The organism is Dickeya dadantii NCPPB 898 (assembly GCF_000406145.1).
GTDB classification, from domain to species: Bacteria; Pseudomonadota; Gammaproteobacteria; order Enterobacterales; family Enterobacteriaceae; genus Dickeya; species Dickeya dadantii.
This window is the reverse complement of sequence record NZ_CM001976.1, coordinates 2979636-3000354: the sequence shown is the minus strand read 5'-3', so window position 1 is coordinate 3000354 and position 20719 is coordinate 2979636. Positions and strand designations below refer to the sequence as shown.

Below are 20719 nucleotides of genomic sequence, written 5' to 3'. Positions count from 1 at the left end.
CATGTCACTTTATGGTTTACAGCCGTTGTTTATCCACGGAGAGCGGGTCAATAGCGACGGCCGCGACAGATTTCCTGCCGTCAACCCGGCGACGGGCGAGGTTATTGCCCAGTTACAGGAAGCCACGGCCGGCGACATTGAGCGGGCGGTTACATCTGCGCAGCATGGACAGCAGCTGTGGGCGGCGATGACCGCGATGCAACGGGCGCGAGTATTGCAGCGCGCCGTGGCGATACTGCGCGAACGTAATGATGAACTGGCGCTGATGGAAACCCACGATACCGGCAAACCGCTGGCGGGAACCCGAACGGTAGACATCGCCACCGGGGCTGATGTGCTGGAGTATTACGCCGGGCTGGCGCCGTCGCTGGAAGGACAGCAGATCCCGCTGCGCGACTTGTCCTTTGTCTATACCCGGCGAGAACCGTTGGGCGTGGTGGCGGCGATTGGCGCCTGGAATTACCCGATTCAGATCGCGCTCTGGAAATCCGCCCCTGCGCTGGCGGCGGGCAATGCCATGATCTTTAAACCCAGCGAGGTGACCTCACTGACAACTTTGCAACTGGCGGAGATCTACCATGAAGCGGGGCTACCGGCGGGTGTATTTAATGTGCTGACCGGCAGCGGAAAGCGCGTTGGTCAGGCGCTGACGCGCCATCCCGGCATCGCCAAAGTGTCTTTTACCGGCGGCGTGGTTAGCGGCAAAACGGTGATGGCGAATGCCGCCGAGTCCAGCCTTAAAGCGGTGACCCTGGAACTGGGCGGCAAATCGCCGCTGATCATTTTTGATGACGCCGATCTGGATCGGGCTGCCGATATCGCCATGGCGGCCAATTTTTTCAGTAGCGGACAGGTGTGCACCAATGGTACGCGGGTATTTATCCCGACGGCGCTGAAGCCGGCTTTTGAACGCAAAATTCTTGAGCGCGTAGCCCGTATCCGTATGGGTGAGCCGACCGACCCGGCGGTGAATTTTGGTCCGCTGGCGAGCGCTGCCCATCGGGAGTCGGTGCTGCGTTACATCGAACTTGGCAAAGCTCAAGGCGCCAGATTGTTGACCGGAGGCGGCGTGCCGGAAGGCGAGGCATTCGCGCGTGGCGCCTGGGTGGCTCCGACGGTGTTCACCGATTGCCGGGATGACATGATTATCGTACGCGAAGAGATTTTCGGGCCGGTGATGAGCATCCTCACATATAGCGATGAGGACGAGGTGATTCGACGCGCTAATGCTAGCGATTATGGGCTGGCGGCTGGCGTGGTGACGCGAGACATCAGTCGGGCGCATCGGGTTATCCAGCAGCTGCAGGCCGGGATCGGCTGGATCAACACCTGGGGGGAATCGCCGGTGCAAATGCCGGTCGGCGGTTACAAGCACTCGGGCATCGGGCGTGAAAATGGCATCGTCACGCTGCAAAGCTACACCCAAACCAAATCCATTCAGGTCGAACTGGGAGATTTCAAGCCGATTTTTTAATGCTGACGGAGGATGACATGGATTATGACTACATCATTATTGGCGCCGGCTCTGCCGGTAACGTACTGGCCGCCCGATTGACGGAAGACCCGGATGTCAGCGTTCTGCTGCTGGAGGCGGGCGGACCGGACTACCGGCTGGATTTTCGGACTCAGATGCCGGCCGCGTTGGCCTGGCCATTAAAGGGGCGGCGTTATAACTGGGCCTATGAAACCGATCCGGAACCGCATATGGATAACCGGCGCATGGAGTGCGGCCGAGGTAAAGGATTGGGCGGTTCGTCGCTGATTAATGGCATGTGCTACATTCGCGGCAACGCCATGGATTTTGAACACTGGGCGAGCATGCCCGGTCTGGCGGACTGGCACTACCGCGACTGCCTGCCGTATTTTCGCCTGGCGGAACGGCGCGACAGCGGCGCCGATGCTTATCATGGCGATCAAGGTCCGTTGTGTGTGACGACACCCAAAGCGGGAAACAACGAGCTTTTTCATGCGATGGTCGCCGCAGGCGTACAGGCTGGTTATCCGTGTACGGATGACCTGAACGGCTATCAGCAGGAAGGGTTTGGCCCCATGGATCGCACGGTAACCCCTGACGGACGCCGCTCCAGCACCGCACGCGGTTATCTGGACATGGCGCGGGGGCGCCCGAACCTGACCATTGTGACCCATGCGCTGACCGATCGCCTCCTGTTCGACGGCAAGCAGGCCATCGGCGTCAGTTATCTGCGTGGCGACGGCAATCAGCCGCAACAGGTTTTCGCCCGGCGAGAAGTCCTGCTGTGCGCGGGAGCGATCGCCTCGCCGCAGATATTGCAGCGTTCCGGCGTCGGGCCGGCGGATGTGTTGCGCAGTCTGGATATTCCGTTGGTGCAGCATTTGCCGGGTGTCGGGCAGAATCTCCATGATCATCTGGAAATGTATCTGCAGTACCGCTGTAAACAGCCGGTTTCGCTTTATCCGGCGTTGAAGTGGATCAATCAGCCGAAGATCGGCGCCGAATGGTTATTTCTCGGCACCGGCATCGGCGCCAGCAATCAGTTTGAAGCCGGCGGGTTTATCCGCAGCAGCGCGGCCGTTGACTGGCCCAATCTGCAATTCCATTTTTTACCGGTGGCGATCAATTACAACGGTTCTCAGGCCGTGCGTGAGCATGGGTTCCAGGCGCATGTCGGATCGATGCGTTCGCCAAGCCGCGGCCGCATCCATTTGCGATCCCGCGACCCGCGTCAGCATCCGAGTATTCTGTTCAACTATATGTCGACCGAACAGGACTGGCAGGAATTTCGCGCGGCGATTCGCATTACCCGGGAAATCATGTCGCAACCGGCATTGGATCGTTATCGGGGAAGTGAAATTAGCCCGGGGCCGCAGGCGCAGAGCGACAGGGAACTGGATGCCTTTATTCGCCGGCAGGCGGAAACCGCCTATCATCCTTGCTGTTCCTGCAAAATGGGGCAGGATGCAATGGCAGTGGTGGATGGTCAGGGACGAGTGCACGGGCTTTCCGGATTGCGGGTGGTGGATGCATCGATCATGCCGCAGATTATCACCGGCAACCTCAACGCCACCACGATCATGATGGCGGAGAAGATCGCCGATCGGATTCGCGGATGTACGCCGTTACCACCCAGCGAGGCGGATTTTTATGTTGCGAGTTCCGCATTGGCTCATCCGGCATAAACCATCAACAGAAATCATCCGCTACGCGGCATGTAGTCATAAGGAAAGTCGTCGTGGAGGGAACAATCATACGGCGAATGGTCGCGCCGGAAAATCGCAGATAAAAAAGCAGCTGGCGTGTCGAGAGGTGGGGCATCAACCCGCGCAGGAATCGCCCTTCATAGCAAAACGCGGCGTTATAGCCGCGTTTTATCTGCTATCAGAAGGTACTGGTGTCTTTAAACAGACCCACTTTTAGGTCGGTTGCGGTATAGATGAGACGACCGTCCACCAGAACTTCACCATCAGCGATACCCATGATCAGCCTACGGTTGATAACGCGTTTAAAGTGAATGCGATAAGTCACTTTTTTCGCTTCTGGCAGCACCTGACCGGTGAATTTCACTTCGCCTACGCCCAGCGCGCGGCCTTTTCCTTCGCCACCCAGCCAGCCGAGATAGAAGCCTACCAACTGCCACATGGCATCCAGACCCAGGCAGCCTGGCATCACCGGATCGCCGATAAAGTGGCAACCGAAAAACCACAGATCCGGACGGATATCCAGTTCTGCTTCCACATAGCCTTTTCCATGCAGACCGCCTTCTTCGGTCATCGAAATGACACGATCCATCATCAGCATGTTGCCAGCCGGCAGTTGTGGCCCCAGCGGCCCAAACAGTTCACCGCGTCCGCTGGCGAAAAGGTCTTCTTTGGAATAGGAATCGCGTTTGTCTACCATGTTTCTATAAGCCCTGTTTTTGTGGAGCACGCAGGTTAGCGTACAGATGTACGCTGAGCAAGTCTGTTGCTTCTGGCCCAACCAGTTTCCTCAACGGAAAAACCACGGGAAGCGACGGCGTTCCGGAGGCGCCAACTGCGCGATTCGCTCGCGGATAGCCGCCAATAGACTGGGTTGCCGATCGTCATCGTACGGCATTTGGGTTAACAGCATTAGCGCTTCGGCCACTGAATCTACAACATAGATATGGAATTGTCCTTCGCGTACCGCGTCGACCACTTCCGGCTGCAAACACAAATGACGCTGATTGGTCGCAGGAATGATCACACCCTGTTTGCCGGTCAGACCACGGCGCTGGCATACTTCGAAAAATCCTTCGATCTTTTCGTTAACGCCGCCGATCGGTTGCACGTGCCCAAACTGGTCGACAGAACCGGTCACGGCCAGTTGTTGATTGATGGGGAGCAGCGATAGCGCGCTGACCAGCGCGCTGAGCTCAGCCAGCGAGGCGCTGTCGCCATCGACTTCGCTGTAGGACTGTTCAAATACAATCGATGCGGAGAATGGCAACTGCTGTTCCAGTTCCAGCTCGGAAATCAGGAACGCCTGCATAATCATCATGCCTTTGGCATGCAGATTGCCGCCCAGTTCGGCTTTGCGCTCGACGTCGGTCAGTTCGCCGTCGCCGGGATGCACCACGCAACTGATGCGGGTCGGTTCGCCGAACATCAGCGGATAACCGGGATACTCCAGCACCGACAGACCGTTAACCTGACCGATCATGTCGCCTTCGGTTTCGATCAAGATTTGACCAAGCTCGATTTCGTCCTGCATCCGTTCGGACAAGTAACCTTCACGCCAGCGGCGCGCGGTCACGGCATCAATAATAGCCTGTCCGGTGATGTCTTCCTCACGGGCATAGAGCGCGGCGTGTTTGAGTTGATGGAGCAGCCATTGCGGGCACAAGGGGACATTACCCTGATCGCCGCTGTAACGCACCGCCAGCGTAAACAGTTCCGGCCAGGCATCGGCGGCCAGCAGCGGCAACTGGTTTTCCAGACAGAGCGCATTGATGTAGGAACACCAGTGCACCATGTCTTCGGGTTCGATCAGTTGCAATTGTGATTCAAATTCGCCATAGATTGCCAGTTCGCCCAGCTCCGGCTCCATCTCATGGATATCGCCAAGGCTTTCACGATCGCCGAGCACAATCAGACGCAGATCGACAGGCATCGGTGGAATAGCCACCGGCAAGGGCCGCCGTTCGTCGGGAGACAGCCAGTGGTACTGACCGTCAATAATGATCTGCTTGAGTCGCAGCCACATCAGCGGCTGAGCCAGCAATGTTCGGGCGGACAGAATCAACGTGCCGCCGTTGACGCGATGGAGCAGGCCGGGCTGTAGGCTGATATCGTCCTGATACATCCTCACGCAGCCAAACAACTGTTCCGGCTCGATCCACTCCTGATAGCCGCAGCGCAGGGTGGCCGCAAAATTGTCGTCCGGATACTGGGCCGGCTGGATACTGATCTGACGGCCGTCGATCTGATAACGGTTACCATGCAGCGTTTCCGATTGACGGGCTGGCAGATGAGCGATGGCATTGGCAATCAATGCCAGATAGGCGTTGTTCTCCTGCGCCTTCAATAACATGAAGCGGGAAGGCGAGCGGGGATGGCAGAAAATCGTTAGCGCATCGGCCAGGCGCGGCTGTACCGCGGAGAACTCGGCGGGGGCAAGTTGGGCTGCCTGGGAGAATAACGTCTGATATGGCGTATGATCGGGCAGCAGTTGCTGCCATTCGAGTCGGTTGCTGGTCAAAGTATCTGCTGTAATCGTTTAAAGGAAAACCGCAATTATACAAGAATTCTTGGGGCTGCATATGCGCTGAGTCCGGAGATGCGAACAAGAGAACATCTATAGGCGAATTTTTGGACGAAAAATAGGCAGTCAGGCATTGCCTGAAACGGGAATATCGGGCAACAATGGAGACAAGTTCAGGCACGTTACACGGTCACTAAAGAATAATGTATGAAATATCAACAACTAAAAAATCTTGAGTGCGGCTGGAAGTGGAAGTACTTGGTCAAAAAACATCGCGAAGGTGAACCAGTTACGCGCTTTATCGAACAAAGCGCGGCCGATGAAGCCGTAGGTCGGTTGCTGAAAATGGAAAGCCAGCCAGCGCTGGTGCTGGAGTGGATTGCACAGTGCATGAATCCGGCGCTGGAAAACCGCATGAAACAGACGATTCGCGCCCGGCGCAAAAGGCACTTCAACGCAGAGCACCAGCATACCCGCAAAAAATCCATCGATCTTGAATATCTGGTCTGGCAGCGCCTGGCGGCGCTGGCGCAACGCCGCGGCATTACCCTATCGGAGACGATCGTGCAGTTGATTGAAGACGCGGAGCATAAAGAGAAATATGCCAGCCAGATGTCGCTGCTCAGGCAGGATCTGCAAGCGATGTTGAGCCAGCCGCCGGAAAACGAATAGCCTAATTAATGTATGCCGGCGGCAGGACGCGGTCTGATTATTAACACCGAACCCGCATCAGCGCTGGTGTTCTTTTCTCTCCGTGCTACCCGCAGTTGAACCGGGCTGCAAATATCATGTCTGCTAATTCATTAAGTGATAATAATTAAAAAAATGAAAAAACGATGACCACGGGAAAACTTAATGGCCAGGTGACGCCGATTAATATAGATGCCAGAAAGCGCATGGTCAGAGAATTATCTTTGCTCATAAAAAAAGTAAATAGCGTCGAGACCGAAAGGCCCAGGAAATAGAGGATTCTGATCATTTCCCACAGGTGATGGTGTGACACATTTACTTCCTTATGGTTACAGGGGCGCGTATTCTATGCTGTTAAAACTTTTCGATCAATCGATTAACCTGCCCGATGCCTGGATGAGCTCGCCGATAGACAACCCCTGCTGTGCGGGCGTTGGCGGGACACTTTGGTTCTCGTCAACGCGGCGGCTAACCGTTATCTGCATCCGCCGGTTGATGTGCCAGTTAAATGTTAACAACGTTAAGTGTTAACGGCATGGCATAGCGTTGTGAGCGCCATCGGTCAGCTATGCATTCCTTGTAATAATATTACGCGGAGTTCTCATTTATTTTTGACGGACGTGTCAAAGAATACAGATCCAGAAGAATCCGAACCTCGATTGATAATTTTTCCAGCGGCTATTTATTTACCGGTGGAACGGATAGATGGAAATGTTAAATCGATCCGGCGCAGATAGTCGATTTGATAAAGATAAAAGCCTGGATGAAAAATGTGAGATAAAACTGAGATATATATCACATCCAAAGTATGATTTTTTTATATTTTTTTGTGGTTTTCATGACATTTATATTAATTTTTTGTTTCAGTATGGACTTTGTCAGGATACTGGCATAGCTTGAGATTTTCTCCTGCCATAAAGGTAATGAAATGAGCGAGATATCAAGTCTGTCACTGAAAATCCCGTTGGATCTGAAAGAAAAGATCAAAGCTGCTGCGCTGGAAAACGAGGTCTCGATCAGTGCTGAGGTCAGTGCTCGTTTGCTGAAAAGTTTTGATATCGAAGACCATGCCCATGACGCTGATGAGGCAGAGATCGTTGATAGCCAGAATACGGAAGAGATCGTGGAGCAACCGCTGACGGCGAAGGAAATCAAAAAACTTCGTCAGTTGCTGAAAGGCAAGGGCGTTTCCAGGAAGAAGTAATTTCGGTTCTCGTATGCTGTATCCGCAGTAAGGATACAGCATCTATTCCTCCTTCATTCATCTCACCTCTGATTTTGTTTCTTCCTAACCTCCCATTTTTCCTTTGGCTCGCGGATCGCAGATATCAGGGGCGAAAGCGCCTGTGGCAACGTGAGCGATACCTGTGCGTGACAAGATCGTAGGCGACGATTGCAGATAATCTGACGGAATTCTTATTGCGTTGCACCTACTCAACCATAAAGGAGACGATAAATGGCGGGAAAGTGATACTCTCCGGATGATAATCCTTCAAAACCAGGTGAAACCCATAGCGCATAATGGCAGGCAATAATCACAAAGCATGTAACACAAAAAAGATATCTGAATGAAATAAGATTCACTTTTCTGTTAGAAAATTATCCTGAAAGCGTAAATATTTGACTGGTTTTCCCAAAATTCGTCGAGCATTTTTCTGTTCTATCGTAGACTGACGCTAATTTCAGAAGAAAAATTTTTTGGCGTAAGGGTATTTCTTGCATGAACAGTCACGCGTGTTATCACGTGATGAGGTAGAAAATTCTGTAAGATTTTTTTTTGTATTCACAACAACGCACTTACCATTCCTTTTATAATGTGAAACAATCCGCTATCAGCGTGGTCTACGACAATGTGATTGCGCTGATAATGGGGATGGCAGGATGCCGCATCCGATTATTGTTAATCAATAGCCGGAATAAATAACCGTGCCGCGGTTTAGGTTTTGGCCTGAACCGTGGCATGGTTACTTCACCTGCCGATTGATGGCGGGAATTGATGATCATGGAGGATAAAATGATTTCCAGGACTGGAATAACGCGTTGGCGTGCACATTGCGTCAACTGGATTGGTTCGACTTTCACCCATACCGGGTTCCATCATACAGACTCTGCTGCATGGCATGCAGGTAAGAGCTCTGTGCTGTTACCTCACCCTGTTTCCCGACTATCCGGGTCGAGATGGCTTGCCGATGGCCCATCTTGCAATGGAATGACTTTCTTAAGGTATGGAGCCTGGTAAATATAAATTATTTGCCACTCGATTTTTAATTGGATTGTAATCGAAAGGATTTTATTAAAGGGGCTTGTAATGAGTTTTTCTAATTTTAAAATAGGCTATAGACTGGCAATCGGATTTTCATTTCTTATCATTATGCTGCTGATCGCAGGGGCGGTGGCATTAAGTAATCTGAGCGATTTTAACCGTAAGATGGATTATACCGTTTCCGAGCTTTATCCGCTGACGGCAAAAGGGAATCAGCTGATCGATGAACTGAATAATGCTCTGTTAGGGCAACAGCTAATATTAATGCTGGATTCTAATGCGGATATTAAACGTAAGAACGAAGAAATCAAAGGATATTCTGCAGAGATCACGGCTTTACTGGCTGATTTAAACAAGAGTGCCAAAGATGCTCGTTCTATCAGTCTGCTCAACGATATTCAACAGATTCGCAGCGAATATAGCGTGTCGGGAAATAAACTGATGGATCTGGCCAGCCGCGGTAATAAGCAAGAGGCTGTGGCAGAATTGATTAATGTTTCTTTGTCGTTGCAGCAAAAATATAAGGACAAGGTAGCCGAGTTCATCGACTATCAGGATGACCAGATGACGAGCGCGCGGGAAGAGGTGCAGCGAAGCTATACCGATATTCGCATGGTTTTGTGGCTGGTTTTCATTATCAGCATCGTAGCCGGAGGGCTGATCGCCTGGTGGATCACCCGTAGCGTGACGCGGCCGCTGCAGGAGGCGTTAACGCTGGCGGAAAAGGTGGCGAAAGGCGATTTGACTACCGATGCGTCTGCCTGTGCGCAGGATGAAACCGGTAAGTTGCTGCAGGCGTTGTATGGAATGAATGACAGCCTGCGAAGTATTGTCAGTCAGGTGCGTGATGGGGCTGAAACTATTTCTTCCGCCGCGTCGCAGATTGCCGCCGGTAATCAGGACCTGTCCGCCCGTACCGAAGAACAGGCCAGCTCTCTGGAACAGACCGCCGCATCGATTGAACAACTGACCGCCACTATCAAGAATACGGCGGCAAATACGGAGCACGCGGCTTCGCTGGCGGGTCAGGCTTCCGATATTGTCCGTCAGAGCGGCGAAATGATGGCGGATGTCACTCGGGAAATGCGTGAAATCCGCAGCGCGTCCCAGCGCATGGCGGAAATCATCGGTGTTATTGACAGTATCGCTTTCCAGACCAATATCCTGGCGTTGAATGCCGCGGTGGAAGCCGCCCGAGCCGGCGAACAAGGGCGGGGATTCGCCGTTGTGGCCAGCGAAGTCCGGGCGCTGGCGCAGCGTAGCGCCAATTCGGCCAAGGAAATCAAAGAACTGATTGATAACTCGGTGCAGAAAGTTCAGGAAGGCATGTCGCTGGTGGAAAATACCGAACAGACCATGGTCGCGGTGATTGATAATGCGCACAATGCTGATGGCGTGATCACGGAAATCGCCAAAGCCAGTCTGGAACAGAGCGAAGGCATCAACCAGATTAACCTGGCGATTGGGCAGATCGATACCACGACGCAGCAGAATGCGGCGCTGGTGGAAGAGTCCGCAGCAGCGGCGCTTTCTCTGCAGGAACAGGCGCAAACGCTGGCGAAAACCGTCAGCGTGTTCAAACTGAATAACAACTGGTCCGACAAAGGGACAACGCGACGGCAGCCAGGAGGAAAAGCGCTGGCGCTGGCCGGGTTGCCTGGCGCGAAAGATGCGAACGCATCTGATACGCCGGAATGGGCGGCCTTCTAATAGCAATAATTGATGTCGAATGAAAACCGCAGTCGATGGTGACTGCGGTTTTTTTCTGTCCATCCGGGTCAACTGGGGCTACGCCGTTTGACGCTGCCTCGACCAGCGCCAGATATCGACCAACAGGAACATGACCAGGCTGATTCCCATCACCGGCAGGCTGACCGCCAGCGCACCCGCGATAACCAGCACCAGTAGCCGTAAGCGGCCGTTCAGTTGCAGAAAGGCGGTCGTCAGTGTCTGCAGTGGATTATGGGAAGAAGGATGTGTTGGTCGCCGAGTCCACCACATCCGGTATCCCCAGACGATCAGAGAACAGAGCCCGAGGCCGAATGCCGACAACAGCAGTTGATTCGGCAGCCCGAACAGTACCCCCATATGCGCGTCGACCCCCCAGCGCGTCAGTTTGGCCGCTAACGGATAGTCGGCAAAATTGACTTTGTCGATGACGCGGAACGTCATCGGGTCAACCGCCACGGCGTCAACCTGCGTGGGCCATGCCCGATCAATTTCGCTAACGGTCCACGCCCGTTCAGGCCTGGCCGCCGGGCGAATCTCTATTTTCCCGGCATCAATTCCCGCGGCTCTGGCGGCGGCCAGTACGCTATCAAAGGTTTGCGGCGCGGCCTGGAAGGCCGCCGGGTGCATTGGCATCGACATCATGTCGTGTTCTGCATGCGCTGAGGGAAGAGGCGCAGACGCGGTATCAAGGCGGGTATTGACCGAGGGCGTCTGCCAGCCCATGACCGCACGAAGCTGGGCGACGTTATCGCCGGCCCAGCGCGACCAGGTCAGGCCGGTTGCCGAAAAGAATAGCAACCCAACCAGCAGCAGCAGGCCGGTAGCCGCGTGATTGCCACGTAACCGCTGACGTTGCCGGACCGGGCTCAGGCGTTCTGCGGCGGGGTGACGGCGTGGGCGAGAATGGTTTTTGCGGGTCGAGATCCAGATATACAGGCCGCCCAACGCGGCAATCCATAGCCAGGAAGCGGCCAGCTCGCTGTAGTTTCGGCCGATGTCGCCCAGCAACAGACTACGGTGCAGATAATCCAAACTAGTGCGAAACGGCAGAATACCGCTGGTGCCATAGACCGTGAGCGCGCCACGGATATCGAGCGATACCGGGTCCACAAATACCGCAAAACTTTCGGATGAACCGAGATCCGGCAGGGAAAACATCACCCGTGTTGTCTGTCCGGCTTCCGGCGCTGGGCGAACGGCGATCAGCCGGGCGTGTTGCGCCTTATCGCCCAGCGCATGGGTCGCCGCCGTTATTTGTTGCGACAGCAACTGGGGCGTTCCCACCGTGTTGGTAAACAACTGATGAGAATAGAGCTTTGATTCAATCTGCGGCGTCAGCACGTACAACGTGCCGGTCAGCGCCGCGATAAAGATGAACGGGCCAACAAATAACCCGATATAAAAATGCAACCGCATCAGCAATGCTTGCAACGCTACGCGTTGTGAGCGGACCCGACTGTTGCGATACGTATCGTACGCGGGCGGTGCGTTAGTAACCGCACCCCCCTGAATGAAGGATGTCTCGGTTTTCGACTCGGACATAAAACCTCCGGATAGGGTAAGCCAGCAGCCGACAAAGACGAATATTTCTCCTGTCGACAGGCACGATTGTTCAACGGTATCTGGCGATAAAAACCATCGGCAGAGTGACCGTAAGTAGCGTCAGACACGGCTTTAATGAACAAACAGTTTTGATGACGATGGATTATCCATGGGGAGGGGCGCGGGGGAGCGGTGAAAGGAAGCGGGGATCATTGAACAGGGAAAATACGGGCCGAAGCGCTTGCCAACGAGGCGACCAGGCGGTAGCGACAGGGTAAAGCAGACCTGATAATGTCAGCAGCGGCAGATAAGAAAGCAGTACGCAGTAGCCGCAGGCAGCATGATCCATGCCCATGCCCATGCCCATCTCATCCATGTCTCCTTTTGGCATCGTAGAGGAGGCCATGACGTGGTGGCTGTGGTGATCCGGCATTGGGAGGCTGGCGGAAGGCGGATGATGGGGTGGCGACGATATCTGAACGTGATGGCTGGCCCGCAATGACTGCGATATGGGTGGGGCCAGGAAGATCATGACAAGGGCCAGTATTCCCAGCCAGGCCGGGGTTTGCCGTTGTCTCAGTTCAAACAGAGACATGCGTTACATGTGATGATGAGAAAAAGGCAACATAGACGACACTGTACCCGATCATGGAATAAGGGTTAAGAAAATGTTCTTTTTTGATCATCCCTGGTGAAAAAGTTGCGCGCTGCTTTCCATAAAACACCGGTTAATGGCCGTCAGACCCAGAAGTTTCTTGCTACTGTGGTCATGTGAGAGGAAAATTTACCTCGTTTCTAAACGGACTATTCCTAGGCATTTTTAAGGTGATATCCGTTATGGTTTTTCATCCTGAAAAGGCGGTTTGTCATTTAAGCGCGTCAATGTTGTTTAAACGGTGACCTATTATGATGAACCATTCTTTTCTCAAGTTGTCGGAAAGCTAACTTATCCATTAATATGGGTTTTAGTTGATTTAGGCACACATACAGGGGGAGATGTGCTGGTTAATAAATTTAGGGTTAAGCAGCGGGTTGCTAATCTTCGCTGGGTTTCAGCTGCGGTTATGTTGTCTCTGACATCATTGCACGCTTGGGCTTTTTCCATTGACGATGTTGCGCAAAAGGCGGAAAAGCTTGCTGAAAAGGGGTATGAAGCGCCAAAGAGTAATCTTCCGGCCCAATTTCGCGACATGAAATTCGTCGATTATCAGCAGATTCGCTTCAACCAGGACAAATCCTACTGGAATTCGGACCAGACGCCTTTCAAACTGCAGTTCTACCATCAGGGTATGTATTTTGACATTCCGGTCAAAATCAATGAAGTGACTGCCACTGAAGTCAACGAAATCAAATATTCTACCGACTATTTTAATTTTGGCTCCGTTAACCATGATCCGGCAACGGTGAAAGATCTGGGCTTCGCGGGCTTCAAGGTGCTTTACCCGATCAACAAAGCGGATAAGCACGACGAAATTCTCAGCATGCTGGGCGCGAGCTATTTCCGCGTGGTAGGTAAAGGACAAGTTTATGGTCTGTCGGCCCGCGGCCTGGCTATCGACACGGCGTTGCCGTCTGGCGAAGAGTTCCCGCGTTTCCGCGAGTTCTGGATAGAGCATCCGAAGCCGGAAGACAAGCATCTGGTCATTTACGCGTTGCTGGATTCTCCACGCTCCGTCGGTGCCTACCGCTTTGTGCTCTATCCGGGCAGCGACAGCATGATGGATGTGGAAGCTAAGGTTTATCTGCGCGACAAAGTGGGCAAACTGGGCGTGGCGCCGCTGACCAGCATGTTCCTGTTTGGGCCGAACCAGCCGTCTCCGACGTTAAACTATCGTCCGGCGCTGCATGATTCCAACGGCTTGTCCATCCATGCCGGCAACGGCGAGTGGATCTGGCGTCCGCTGAATAATCCGAAGCACCTGGCGGTGAGTACCTATACGATTGAGAATCCGAAAGGCTTCGGGCTGCTGCAGCGTGGTCGCGATTTCTCCGGTTATGAAGATTTGGATGATCGTTACGATCTGCGTCCCAGCGGCTGGATTGAAACCAAGGGCGACTGGGGTAAAGGCAAGGTGGAACTGGTAGAAATTCCGACCGCGGATGAAACCAACGATAACATTGTGGCTTTCTGGACGCCGGAAAACCTGCCTGAGAAAGGCAAGCCGCTGGAAGTTAAGTACCGCTTGCATTTCACCAAGGACGAAGAAGCGCTGCATTCGCCGGAACAGGCTTATGTGATGCAGACCATGCGTTCAACCGGCGATGTGAAACAGTCAAATCTGATTCGTCAGCCGGACGGCACCACTGCATTCCTGGTCGATTTCGTCGGCGGCAAATTGAAGGATTTGGATCCGAATACGCCGATCGCGTCACAAGCCAGTATCGGTGACAACGGCGAAATTGTGGAAAACAGTGTTCGCTATAATCCGGTAACCCATGGCTGGCGCCTGACACTGCGTATGAAAGTGAAGGACAACAAGCAGCCGACGGAAATGCGAGCGGCATTGGTCAATGGCGAAACCACATTGACTGAAACCTGGAGCTATCAGCTGCCTGCTAATGAATAAATCAACTTCTACTCTCGAGTATATCGAGAAATTGCCTCTGCCTGCCGAGCAGGCAGAGGCCCTGCGTGAGAACTTGTCCTCGTCTCAGGATCTATCTTCCTTGCATCAGGCTTTGTCTGATGGTTCTGTCGTCACCATGCAATCGCCGGATGATATTCCGCTGGTTTCCGTACCGCGTCGTCTGGAGCTGGCATGGGAAGACGGGCTAAACGGCGGCAAGCAACTGGGTAAAGACCGTGAAGGGCGAACTGCGCTGCAGGCGATGCCGCGTATCACCCGCGCCTCCATGTTCCCCGATGCCTGGCAGACGAACCCGATGGTGCGCTGGTGGGATATGATCAACGGGCGCTCCAAGCCACTCCGCCATCATGATAAGACGGCGGAAGAGAACGAAGCGGAGAATCGCTGGCGCAGAGTAGGGACGTTGCGTCGCTATGTTCTTCTGCTGCTGACGCTGTTTCAGACCGCCATCGCCACCTGGTATATGAAGACCATTCTTCCTTATCAGGGATGGGCGCTGATCGATCCTTTTGCGATGGTGCATCAGGACGTATGGCGTACGATCATGCAACTGCTGCCTTATGTGCTGCAGAGTGGGATTTTGATTCTGTTCGCTATCCTGTTTTGCTGGGTATCGGCTGGTTTCTGGACCGCACTAATGGGGTTCCTGCAACTGCTGATCGGAAAAGACAAATACAGTATTTCGTCGACAACGACCGGCAATGAACCGCTGAATCCGGAACACCGCACGGCGTTGATCATGCCGATCTGCAACGAAGATGTGGAACGTGTCTTTGCGGGCTTGCGGGCGACTTACGAGTCGGTTGAGGCTACCGGCGAGCTGGATCACTTTGATATTTATGTGCTCAGCGACAGTAACGATCCGGATATCTGCGTCGCTGAACAGAAAGCGTGGATGGATTTGTGTCGTGAAGTCGGCGGTGCGGGGCGTATCTTCTATCGCCGCCGTCGCCGCCGCGTGAAGCGCAAGAGCGGCAACATCGACGATTTCTGCCGTCGCTGGGGCAATCAGTACAGCTATATGGTCGTGCTGGATGCCGATAGTGTCATGAGCGGCGAGTGCCTGACGTCACTGGTGCGGCTGATGGACGCCAATCCGAGAGCCGGGATTATCCAGTCTGCGCCGCGTGCATCGGGTATGGATACGCTGTACGCCCGCTGCCAGCAGTTTGCTACCCGTGTTTATGGCCCGCTTTTCACCGCTGGTTTGCACTTCTGGCAATTGGGTGAATCCCATTACTGGGGTCATAACGCCATCATCCGTGTTAAGCCGTTCATTGAGCATTGTGCGCTGGCGCCGCTGCCGGGTGAAGGGTCTTTTGCCGGCTCCATCCTGTCGCACGACTTCGTTGAAGCCGCGCTGATGCGTCGCGCCGGGTGGGGGGTGTGGATTGCCTACGATCTACCGGGCAGCTATGAAGAATTGCCGCCTAACCTGCTGGATGAATTGAAACGCGACCGCCGCTGGTGTCACGGTAACCTGATGAACTTCAGACTGTTCCTGGTTAAAGGCATGCATCCGGTGCACCGTGCGGTGTTTCTGACCGGGGTAATGTCTTACTTGTCAGCGCCGCTGTGGTTCATGTTCCTGGCGCTTTCTACGGCATTGCAGGTGGTGCACACGTTGATGGAGCCGCAGTACTTCCTGCAGCCTCGTCAGCTGTTTCCGGTATGGCCACAGTGGCGGCCGGAACTGGCGATAGCTTTGTTCTCGACAACATTGGTTCTGCTGTTCCTGCCGAAATTGCTGAGCGTTATTCTGGTGTGTGCTAAAGGCGCTAAATCATACGGCGGAGTGGCCAAGCTGTTTATCTCTCTGTTGGTTGAAATGCTGTTTTCCGTGCTGCTGGCGCCGGTACGCATGCTGTTCCACACCGTGTTTGTGGTCAGCGCGTTTCTGGGATGGTCGGTGCAGTGGAAATCGCCGCAGCGTGATGATGATGCTACTCCCTGGAGCGAAGCGTTTGCCCGCCATGGTTCTCAGCTGCTGTTGGGGCTGGTTTGGGCCGGCGGCATGGCATGGCTGGATTTACGCTTCCTGTGGTGGCTGGCGCCTATCGTCTTCTCGTTGATCCTGTCGCCGTTGGTATCAGTGCTGTCCAGCCGTGCGGGTTTGGGGCTGGCCTGTAAACGCGCCAAGCTGCTGTTGATCCCGGAAGAGTCCGATCCGCCGCGTGAGCTGGTTGCGACCGATGAGTATTTCCGGCGCAATCGTGAGCGCAAGCTGGATCATGGCTTCATGCACGCGATCTTTGATCCGTCAATCAATGCGCTGACCAGCGCAATGGCGACGGCGCGTCACCGTTTCAGCAGGCCGATTGAGGATATGCGTGAACAACGTGTCAATGATGCGCTGAGTCGCAAACCTCAGGATGTTGATGGCAACCTGCGTCTGGCGTTGATGAGCGACCCGGTAACCTTGGCTCGCCTGCACCATCGGGTGTGGAGCCAGCCGGATACTCATAGCGACTGGCGAAGCCATTACCAGACCCTTGCCGCTCCGGTGATTAAAAGCGCTCAGTGAGTCAGGGTGAACGACGAAAAAGCAACGGCCAGTCCGTTGCTTTTTTTATGGGCTGAATACGGCATTGCCAGGATTACTTTTATCCTGCACCGGGGACGCGCTTTATTCTGGTTCAGACACCGGTATGCGATTGGGTTTACGGCGCAGAGAGAACCATGAGTAGAACACATTGATCATCACGACGGCAGCGGTAACCAGAAATACGGTTCTGAACCCGAAGCTGGCTGAAACACTTGCGCCCAGCAACGGCCCCGTTACATTGCCGACATCACGGAATGATTGGTTATAGCTGAATATCCGGCCGGCGACCTGATGAGAAGAATGGTAGAGCAGCAACGTTTGTACCGCGGGTAATAGCGCGCCGTCGGCGGCCCCCAGCAGGAAACGCAGCAGCGCCAGTTGCCAGGGTGATTGCACGAACGCCATGGGAATCAGCAGTAGCACCGAGAGTATCAACATAGCGATCAGGATGCGCTCCGGGCCAATCTTGTCGCCGAGTTTTCCCAACCGTGGGGCGCTCAGTAGTGCCGATACGCCCGGAATGGCGGCAATAACGCCGCTGATAAAGGCCAGATTATCGGTTTGCCCCGCCAGCTCACGTACATACAATGTCAGAATCGGCGCGATGGAACCTGTGGCTATCTGAATAATCATGGTTGTCACAAACAGGCTCACCACCAGGTGCGGGTTTTTCAGTGAGACCATCACCTGGTGCCCGCTGAGCATGTCCTTTTTCCTAATGGGTTCAATGCGTTCCCGAATAAGAAAGAGCGTAATCAGAAAACAGATGAACAAGACCACGGCAGTGATGAAAAAAACCGGTCGCAGGCCAAATGTATCCGCCAGATAGCCGCCCAATAGCGGGCCGAGCAAGGCGCCGCCCACTGCGCCGGTGGACAGCGTTCCCAGCGCCCAGCCGCTGCGATTGCGGGGCACCTGGGTGGCAATCAAGGCATTGGCGTTAGGCACGAAACCTCCCAGGATACCCAACGCTGCCCTGAGCAGCAGGAACTGCCAGATATTTTGTACTACGCCCATCAGCGCCATCACTATCGCCATTCCTAACGCTGAGCGCAGCAGCATCAGCTTGCGTCCTTTACGATCGGCAAGACGTCCCCAGAACGGCGAAGCGATAGCTGAAAACAGGAAAGTAATGCTGAAAACCACGCCTGACCACAGATTCAACGCTTCATGGCCCTGTATGCCGAGTTGCTCGACATACAATGAAAGAAAAGGCATGACTAGGCTGAAGGCGGCCCCGGTAAAGAAACATCCCAACCAGGCGATGTAGAGGTTACGTTTCCAGTCAATCGGGGCGGTGTTATCCATCGTATTTTCCTGACTGGGATATCCCAGGGCTTAGTACAGCGAAGGTTCCCCGGCAGGGCGTGTTTTGAAGCGTCGGTGCAGCCACATATATTGGTCTGGCGCCAGCAGGATATTTTCTTCAACCAGCTTGTTCATCCAGGCGGCGGTCACCTCCTCACTTTCCAGCGGGACATCCAATTGCGCAGGCTGAATAATCAATTCATATCCCCTGGCATCCGGCAGGCGGCGGGGAACAAACGGAACGATAGCGGGTTTGGCGGCGCGGGCCAGCATGTAGCTGCCGACGGTGGTCGCCGTTTTTTCGACGGCAAACAAGGGGACGAATACGCTGCTGCGCGGGCCGTAGTCATGATCGGGGGCGTACCAGATGATTTCTCCCTGCTTCAGGGCGCGGATCATGCCTTTTAAATCCTTGCGATCCAGCATTGATTTGTTGGAGCGCATTCTGCCCCAGGTTTGCAGCCAGTCGATCAGTTTATTGTCATTGGGGCGGTAAACGCCGATCCCGGCATTTTGCAGACCGAAGATGCGTGCGCCCAATTCCAGAGTCAGAAAATGCAGGCCAATCAGCAGTATGCCGCGTTTTTGTTCACGCAAGGGCTGTATATTTTCGATACCAGTTACCTTAAACCAGCGCTCTACCCGCCAGTCAGGCCAGAACCATGCCATACCGGTTTCCATCACCCCCATACCGACGGATTCAAAATTTTTCTTCACCAGCTGTTTGCGTTGCTCTTCAGGCATATCCGGAAAACAGAGTTGCAGATTGCGATGGGCGATAGCGACGCGGCGTTTTAGAAAACGCATGGACAATCTTCCCAGTCCGGCACCGATGCGGTAAATGAGAGGATAAGGCAGTAATACCAGCAGATAGAGAAGAACAATGCCTGACCACGTCGGCCAGTAGCGAGGGTGTAATAGTGAACGATGGAAAGAGGGGAGTTGTGTCATAACCTCAGTATCAGAAAACGGCGAACAACGCGCCGACGGTTTAATGTAATGATCAGCGTTTTCCAACAGAATAGCCGAAAGCGGCGTTATTAAGGAGAGAATACGCTTGTTGCTTTTATCCGCAAATTCAACACGGTATCCATAATAGCATTTGAGGGATATGGGTTTTAACGTTTGGTGACATTGGGTAGCGCTGTCCCCGCGCGAGGCGGGGACATTAATTTATAGCGGGGTAAATAACCCTTTGGCGTAATGCGGTTCGCAGCGCCAGTACTGGGGAGGCGCGATTAACTTTTTCTTTCAGCCGGATCGCCGCGTGCCACGGCCAGCGCGGATTGAACAATATCGCGCGGGCAAGGGCTATGGCATCCGCTTCTTCGGTTGCCAGAATAGCTTCTGCCTGCTCGGGCTCGGTGATCAAACCGACGGCGATGGTTACCAGCCCGGTTTCCTGACGAATTTTTTGTGCGAAAGGCACCTGATAATTGGGCGCGGGATGAATTTGCTGTAAGGGCGACAGACCACCGCTGGAGACGTGAATATAGTCGCACCCCAACTGACGCAGCACGTGGCCTAGCTCAACGGATTGCGCCAGATCCCAGCCCCCCTCGACGGCATCAGTGGCGGAAATACGAACGCCTACCGCTTTATGAGGCGGGAACACTTCACGCACTGCCATATAAATCTCGCGTAGCAGGCGCATTCGATTTGTCAGCGATCCCCCATATTCGTCGTCGCGCTGGTTGGTTAGTGGCGACAGAAACTGGTGCAACAGGTAACCGTGAGCGGCATGGATCTCGATCAAATCGAATCCCAGCCGATCTGCCCGTCTGGCCGAGGCGGCGAAGGCGTCAATCAGGTTCTTGATTTGATCGTGGCTCATGGCGACAGGCGGGGTGTCATCCGGGTGGTAAGGCAACGCGGAAGGCGCCACCGTCTGCCAGCCGCCTTGTTCTGGAGGCAGGAATGTTCGATTAGCCCAGGGCGCGCCGGTTGAGGCTTTGCGGCCGGCGTGGCCGAGCTGAATGCCCAGTGGGATGGCGGAGTGTTTACGGATGCCCCGCACAACCGGCGCCAGTGCGCGTTCGGTATCGTCGTCCCACAGACCGAGGTCCTGCGGTGAAATGCGCCCCTCCGGCAAGACGGCGGTGGCTTCCAGAATCAGTAATCCGGCGCCGGAATGCGACAGCGTACCCAGATGCATCATATGCCATTCGGTCGCTTTGCCATTTTCAGCTGAGTACTGGCACATCGGTGCGATGATGATACGGTTTGGCAGCGTCAGGTTTCCCAATGCCAATGGGCTGAACAGTTTGCTCATGAAGATAACCTCCGTCTGAGATATGCCCGGGAAACATTGCCAGAGATGTCGCTGCGCCTGAAATAACGATTTCACATTC

Annotated in this window: 14 protein-coding genes and 1 pseudogene; 7 read left to right on the top strand and 8 right to left on the bottom strand. The window is 54.2% G+C overall.

All coding sequences use genetic code 11. The features are described 5' to 3' along the window. Position 1: 1 nt before the first annotated feature. Both betB and betA read left to right on the top strand, forming a co-directional pair. Positions 2-1474 (top strand): betaine-aldehyde dehydrogenase, encoded by a 1473-nt coding sequence (gene betB / locus DDA898_RS13610; protein WP_038911467.1) that lies wholly within the window; start codon positions 2-4, stop codon positions 1472-1474. Between the two features lie 17 nt (positions 1475-1491). After that, on the top strand, positions 1492-3159 hold the full coding sequence (gene betA, locus DDA898_RS13605; RefSeq protein ID WP_038912579.1) for a choline dehydrogenase: 1668 nt from the start codon (positions 1492-1494) through the stop codon (positions 3157-3159). A 199-nt stretch (positions 3160-3358) separates the two neighbouring features. On the opposite strand, the gene fabA is transcribed toward betA, so the two are convergent. Further along, positions 3359-3877, bottom strand: a complete 519-nt coding sequence (gene fabA / locus DDA898_RS13600; RefSeq protein ID WP_013318468.1) for a bifunctional 3-hydroxydecanoyl-ACP dehydratase/trans-2-decenoyl-ACP isomerase — start codon at positions 3875-3877, stop codon at positions 3359-3361. A gap of 90 nt (positions 3878-3967) precedes the next feature. Beyond that, complete coding sequence (locus DDA898_RS13595; protein ID WP_038901533.1) at positions 3968-5698, bottom strand: AAA family ATPase; 1731 nt, start codon at positions 5696-5698, stop codon at positions 3968-3970. 210 nt (positions 5699-5908) lie between these two features. Between DDA898_RS13595 and matP the strand changes: the two genes are divergently transcribed. Next, positions 5909-6373 carry a macrodomain Ter protein MatP gene (gene matP, locus DDA898_RS13590; RefSeq protein WP_013318466.1) on the top strand — a complete coding sequence of 155 codons (465 nt, stop codon included), beginning with the start codon at positions 5909-5911 and terminating at the stop codon, positions 6371-6373. A gap of 145 nt (positions 6374-6518) precedes the next feature. On the opposite strand, the gene DDA898_RS13585 is transcribed toward matP, so the two are convergent. Next, complete coding sequence (locus DDA898_RS13585) at positions 6519-6704, bottom strand: GhoT/OrtT family toxin (RefSeq protein WP_013318465.1); 186 nt, start codon at positions 6702-6704, stop codon at positions 6519-6521. 615 nt (positions 6705-7319) lie between these two features. Between DDA898_RS13585 and DDA898_RS13580 the strand changes: the two genes are divergently transcribed. Next, positions 7320-7595: a hypothetical protein gene (locus tag DDA898_RS13580; protein ID WP_013318461.1), complete on the top strand. Its 276-nt coding sequence runs from the start codon at positions 7320-7322 to the stop codon at positions 7593-7595. A gap of 1104 nt (positions 7596-8699) precedes the next feature. After that, positions 8700-10364 (top strand): methyl-accepting chemotaxis protein, encoded by a 1665-nt coding sequence (locus DDA898_RS13575; protein ID WP_038911466.1) that lies wholly within the window; start codon positions 8700-8702, stop codon positions 10362-10364. 78 nt (positions 10365-10442) lie between these two features. Here DDA898_RS13575 and DDA898_RS13570 read toward each other — a convergent pair whose 3' ends face one another. Both DDA898_RS13570 and DDA898_RS23910 read right to left on the bottom strand, forming a co-directional pair. After that, complete coding sequence (locus tag DDA898_RS13570; protein ID WP_038911465.1) at positions 10443-11927, bottom strand: PepSY-associated TM helix domain-containing protein; 1485 nt, start codon at positions 11925-11927, stop codon at positions 10443-10445. Positions 11928-12090: 163 nt separating this feature from the next. Then, complete coding sequence (locus DDA898_RS23910) at positions 12091-12522, bottom strand: DUF2946 domain-containing protein (protein ID WP_071604540.1); 432 nt, start codon at positions 12520-12522, stop codon at positions 12091-12093. 469 nt (positions 12523-12991) lie between these two features. Here DDA898_RS23910 and DDA898_RS13565 point away from each other — a divergent pair, with 469 nt between their 5' ends. Next, on the top strand, positions 12992-14494 hold the full coding sequence (locus DDA898_RS13565; RefSeq protein WP_107768320.1) for a glucan biosynthesis protein G: 1503 nt from the start codon (positions 12992-12994) through the stop codon (positions 14492-14494). Beyond that, positions 14487-17039 (top strand): glucans biosynthesis glucosyltransferase MdoH, encoded by a 2553-nt coding sequence (gene mdoH, locus DDA898_RS13560; protein ID WP_038901528.1) that lies wholly within the window; start codon positions 14487-14489, stop codon positions 17037-17039. The genes DDA898_RS13565 and mdoH overlap by 8 nt, the downstream gene beginning before the upstream one ends. Positions 17040-17141: 102 nt before the next feature. Here mdoH and mdtG read toward each other — a convergent pair whose 3' ends face one another. From mdtG to DDA898_RS13545, 3 genes and pseudogenes are all read right to left on the bottom strand, one after another. After that, positions 17142-18368: a multidrug efflux MFS transporter MdtG gene (mdtG, locus tag DDA898_RS13555; RefSeq protein ID WP_013318453.1), complete on the bottom strand. Its 1227-nt coding sequence runs from the start codon at positions 18366-18368 to the stop codon at positions 17142-17144. Between the two features lie 30 nt (positions 18369-18398). Further along, positions 18399-19319, bottom strand: a complete 921-nt coding sequence (locus tag DDA898_RS13550; protein ID WP_038911463.1) for a Kdo(2)-lipid IV(A) acyltransferase — start codon at positions 19317-19319, stop codon at positions 18399-18401. 222 nt (positions 19320-19541) lie between these two features. After that, positions 19542-20640 (bottom strand): annotated as a pseudogene (locus DDA898_RS13545) (NADH:flavin oxidoreductase/NADH oxidase). Between the last annotated feature and the right edge of the window lie 79 nt (positions 20641-20719).

What these genes read in the sequence shown, in the direction of transcription:
- betB (WP_038911467.1), top strand. Translation starts at nt 2, where the DNA reads ATGTCACTTTATGGTTTACAGCCGTTGTTTATCCACGGAGAGCGGGTC.
- betA (WP_038912579.1), top strand. Translation starts at nt 1,492, where the DNA reads ATGGATTATGACTACATCATTATTGGCGCCGGCTCTGCCGGTAACGTA.
- fabA (WP_013318468.1), bottom strand. Translation starts at nt 3,877, where the DNA reads ATGGTAGACAAACGCGATTCCTATTCCAAAGAAGACCTTTTCGCCAGC.
- matP (WP_013318466.1), top strand. Translation starts at nt 5,909, where the DNA reads ATGAAATATCAACAACTAAAAAATCTTGAGTGCGGCTGGAAGTGGAAG.
- DDA898_RS13580 (WP_013318461.1), top strand. Translation starts at nt 7,320, where the DNA reads ATGAGCGAGATATCAAGTCTGTCACTGAAAATCCCGTTGGATCTGAAA.
- DDA898_RS13575 (WP_038911466.1), top strand. Translation starts at nt 8,700, where the DNA reads ATGAGTTTTTCTAATTTTAAAATAGGCTATAGACTGGCAATCGGATTT.
- DDA898_RS13570 (WP_038911465.1), bottom strand. Translation starts at nt 11,927, where the DNA reads ATGTCCGAGTCGAAAACCGAGACATCCTTCATTCAGGGGGGTGCGGTT.
- DDA898_RS23910 (WP_071604540.1), bottom strand. Translation starts at nt 12,522, where the DNA reads ATGTCTCTGTTTGAACTGAGACAACGGCAAACCCCGGCCTGGCTGGGA.
- DDA898_RS13565 (WP_107768320.1), top strand. Translation starts at nt 12,992, where the DNA reads ATGTTGTCTCTGACATCATTGCACGCTTGGGCTTTTTCCATTGACGAT.
- mdoH (WP_038901528.1), top strand. Translation starts at nt 14,487, where the DNA reads ATGAATAAATCAACTTCTACTCTCGAGTATATCGAGAAATTGCCTCTG.
- mdtG (WP_013318453.1), bottom strand. Translation starts at nt 18,368, where the DNA reads ATGGATAACACCGCCCCGATTGACTGGAAACGTAACCTCTACATCGCC.
- DDA898_RS13550 (WP_038911463.1), bottom strand. Translation starts at nt 19,319, where the DNA reads ATGACACAACTCCCCTCTTTCCATCGTTCACTATTACACCCTCGCTAC.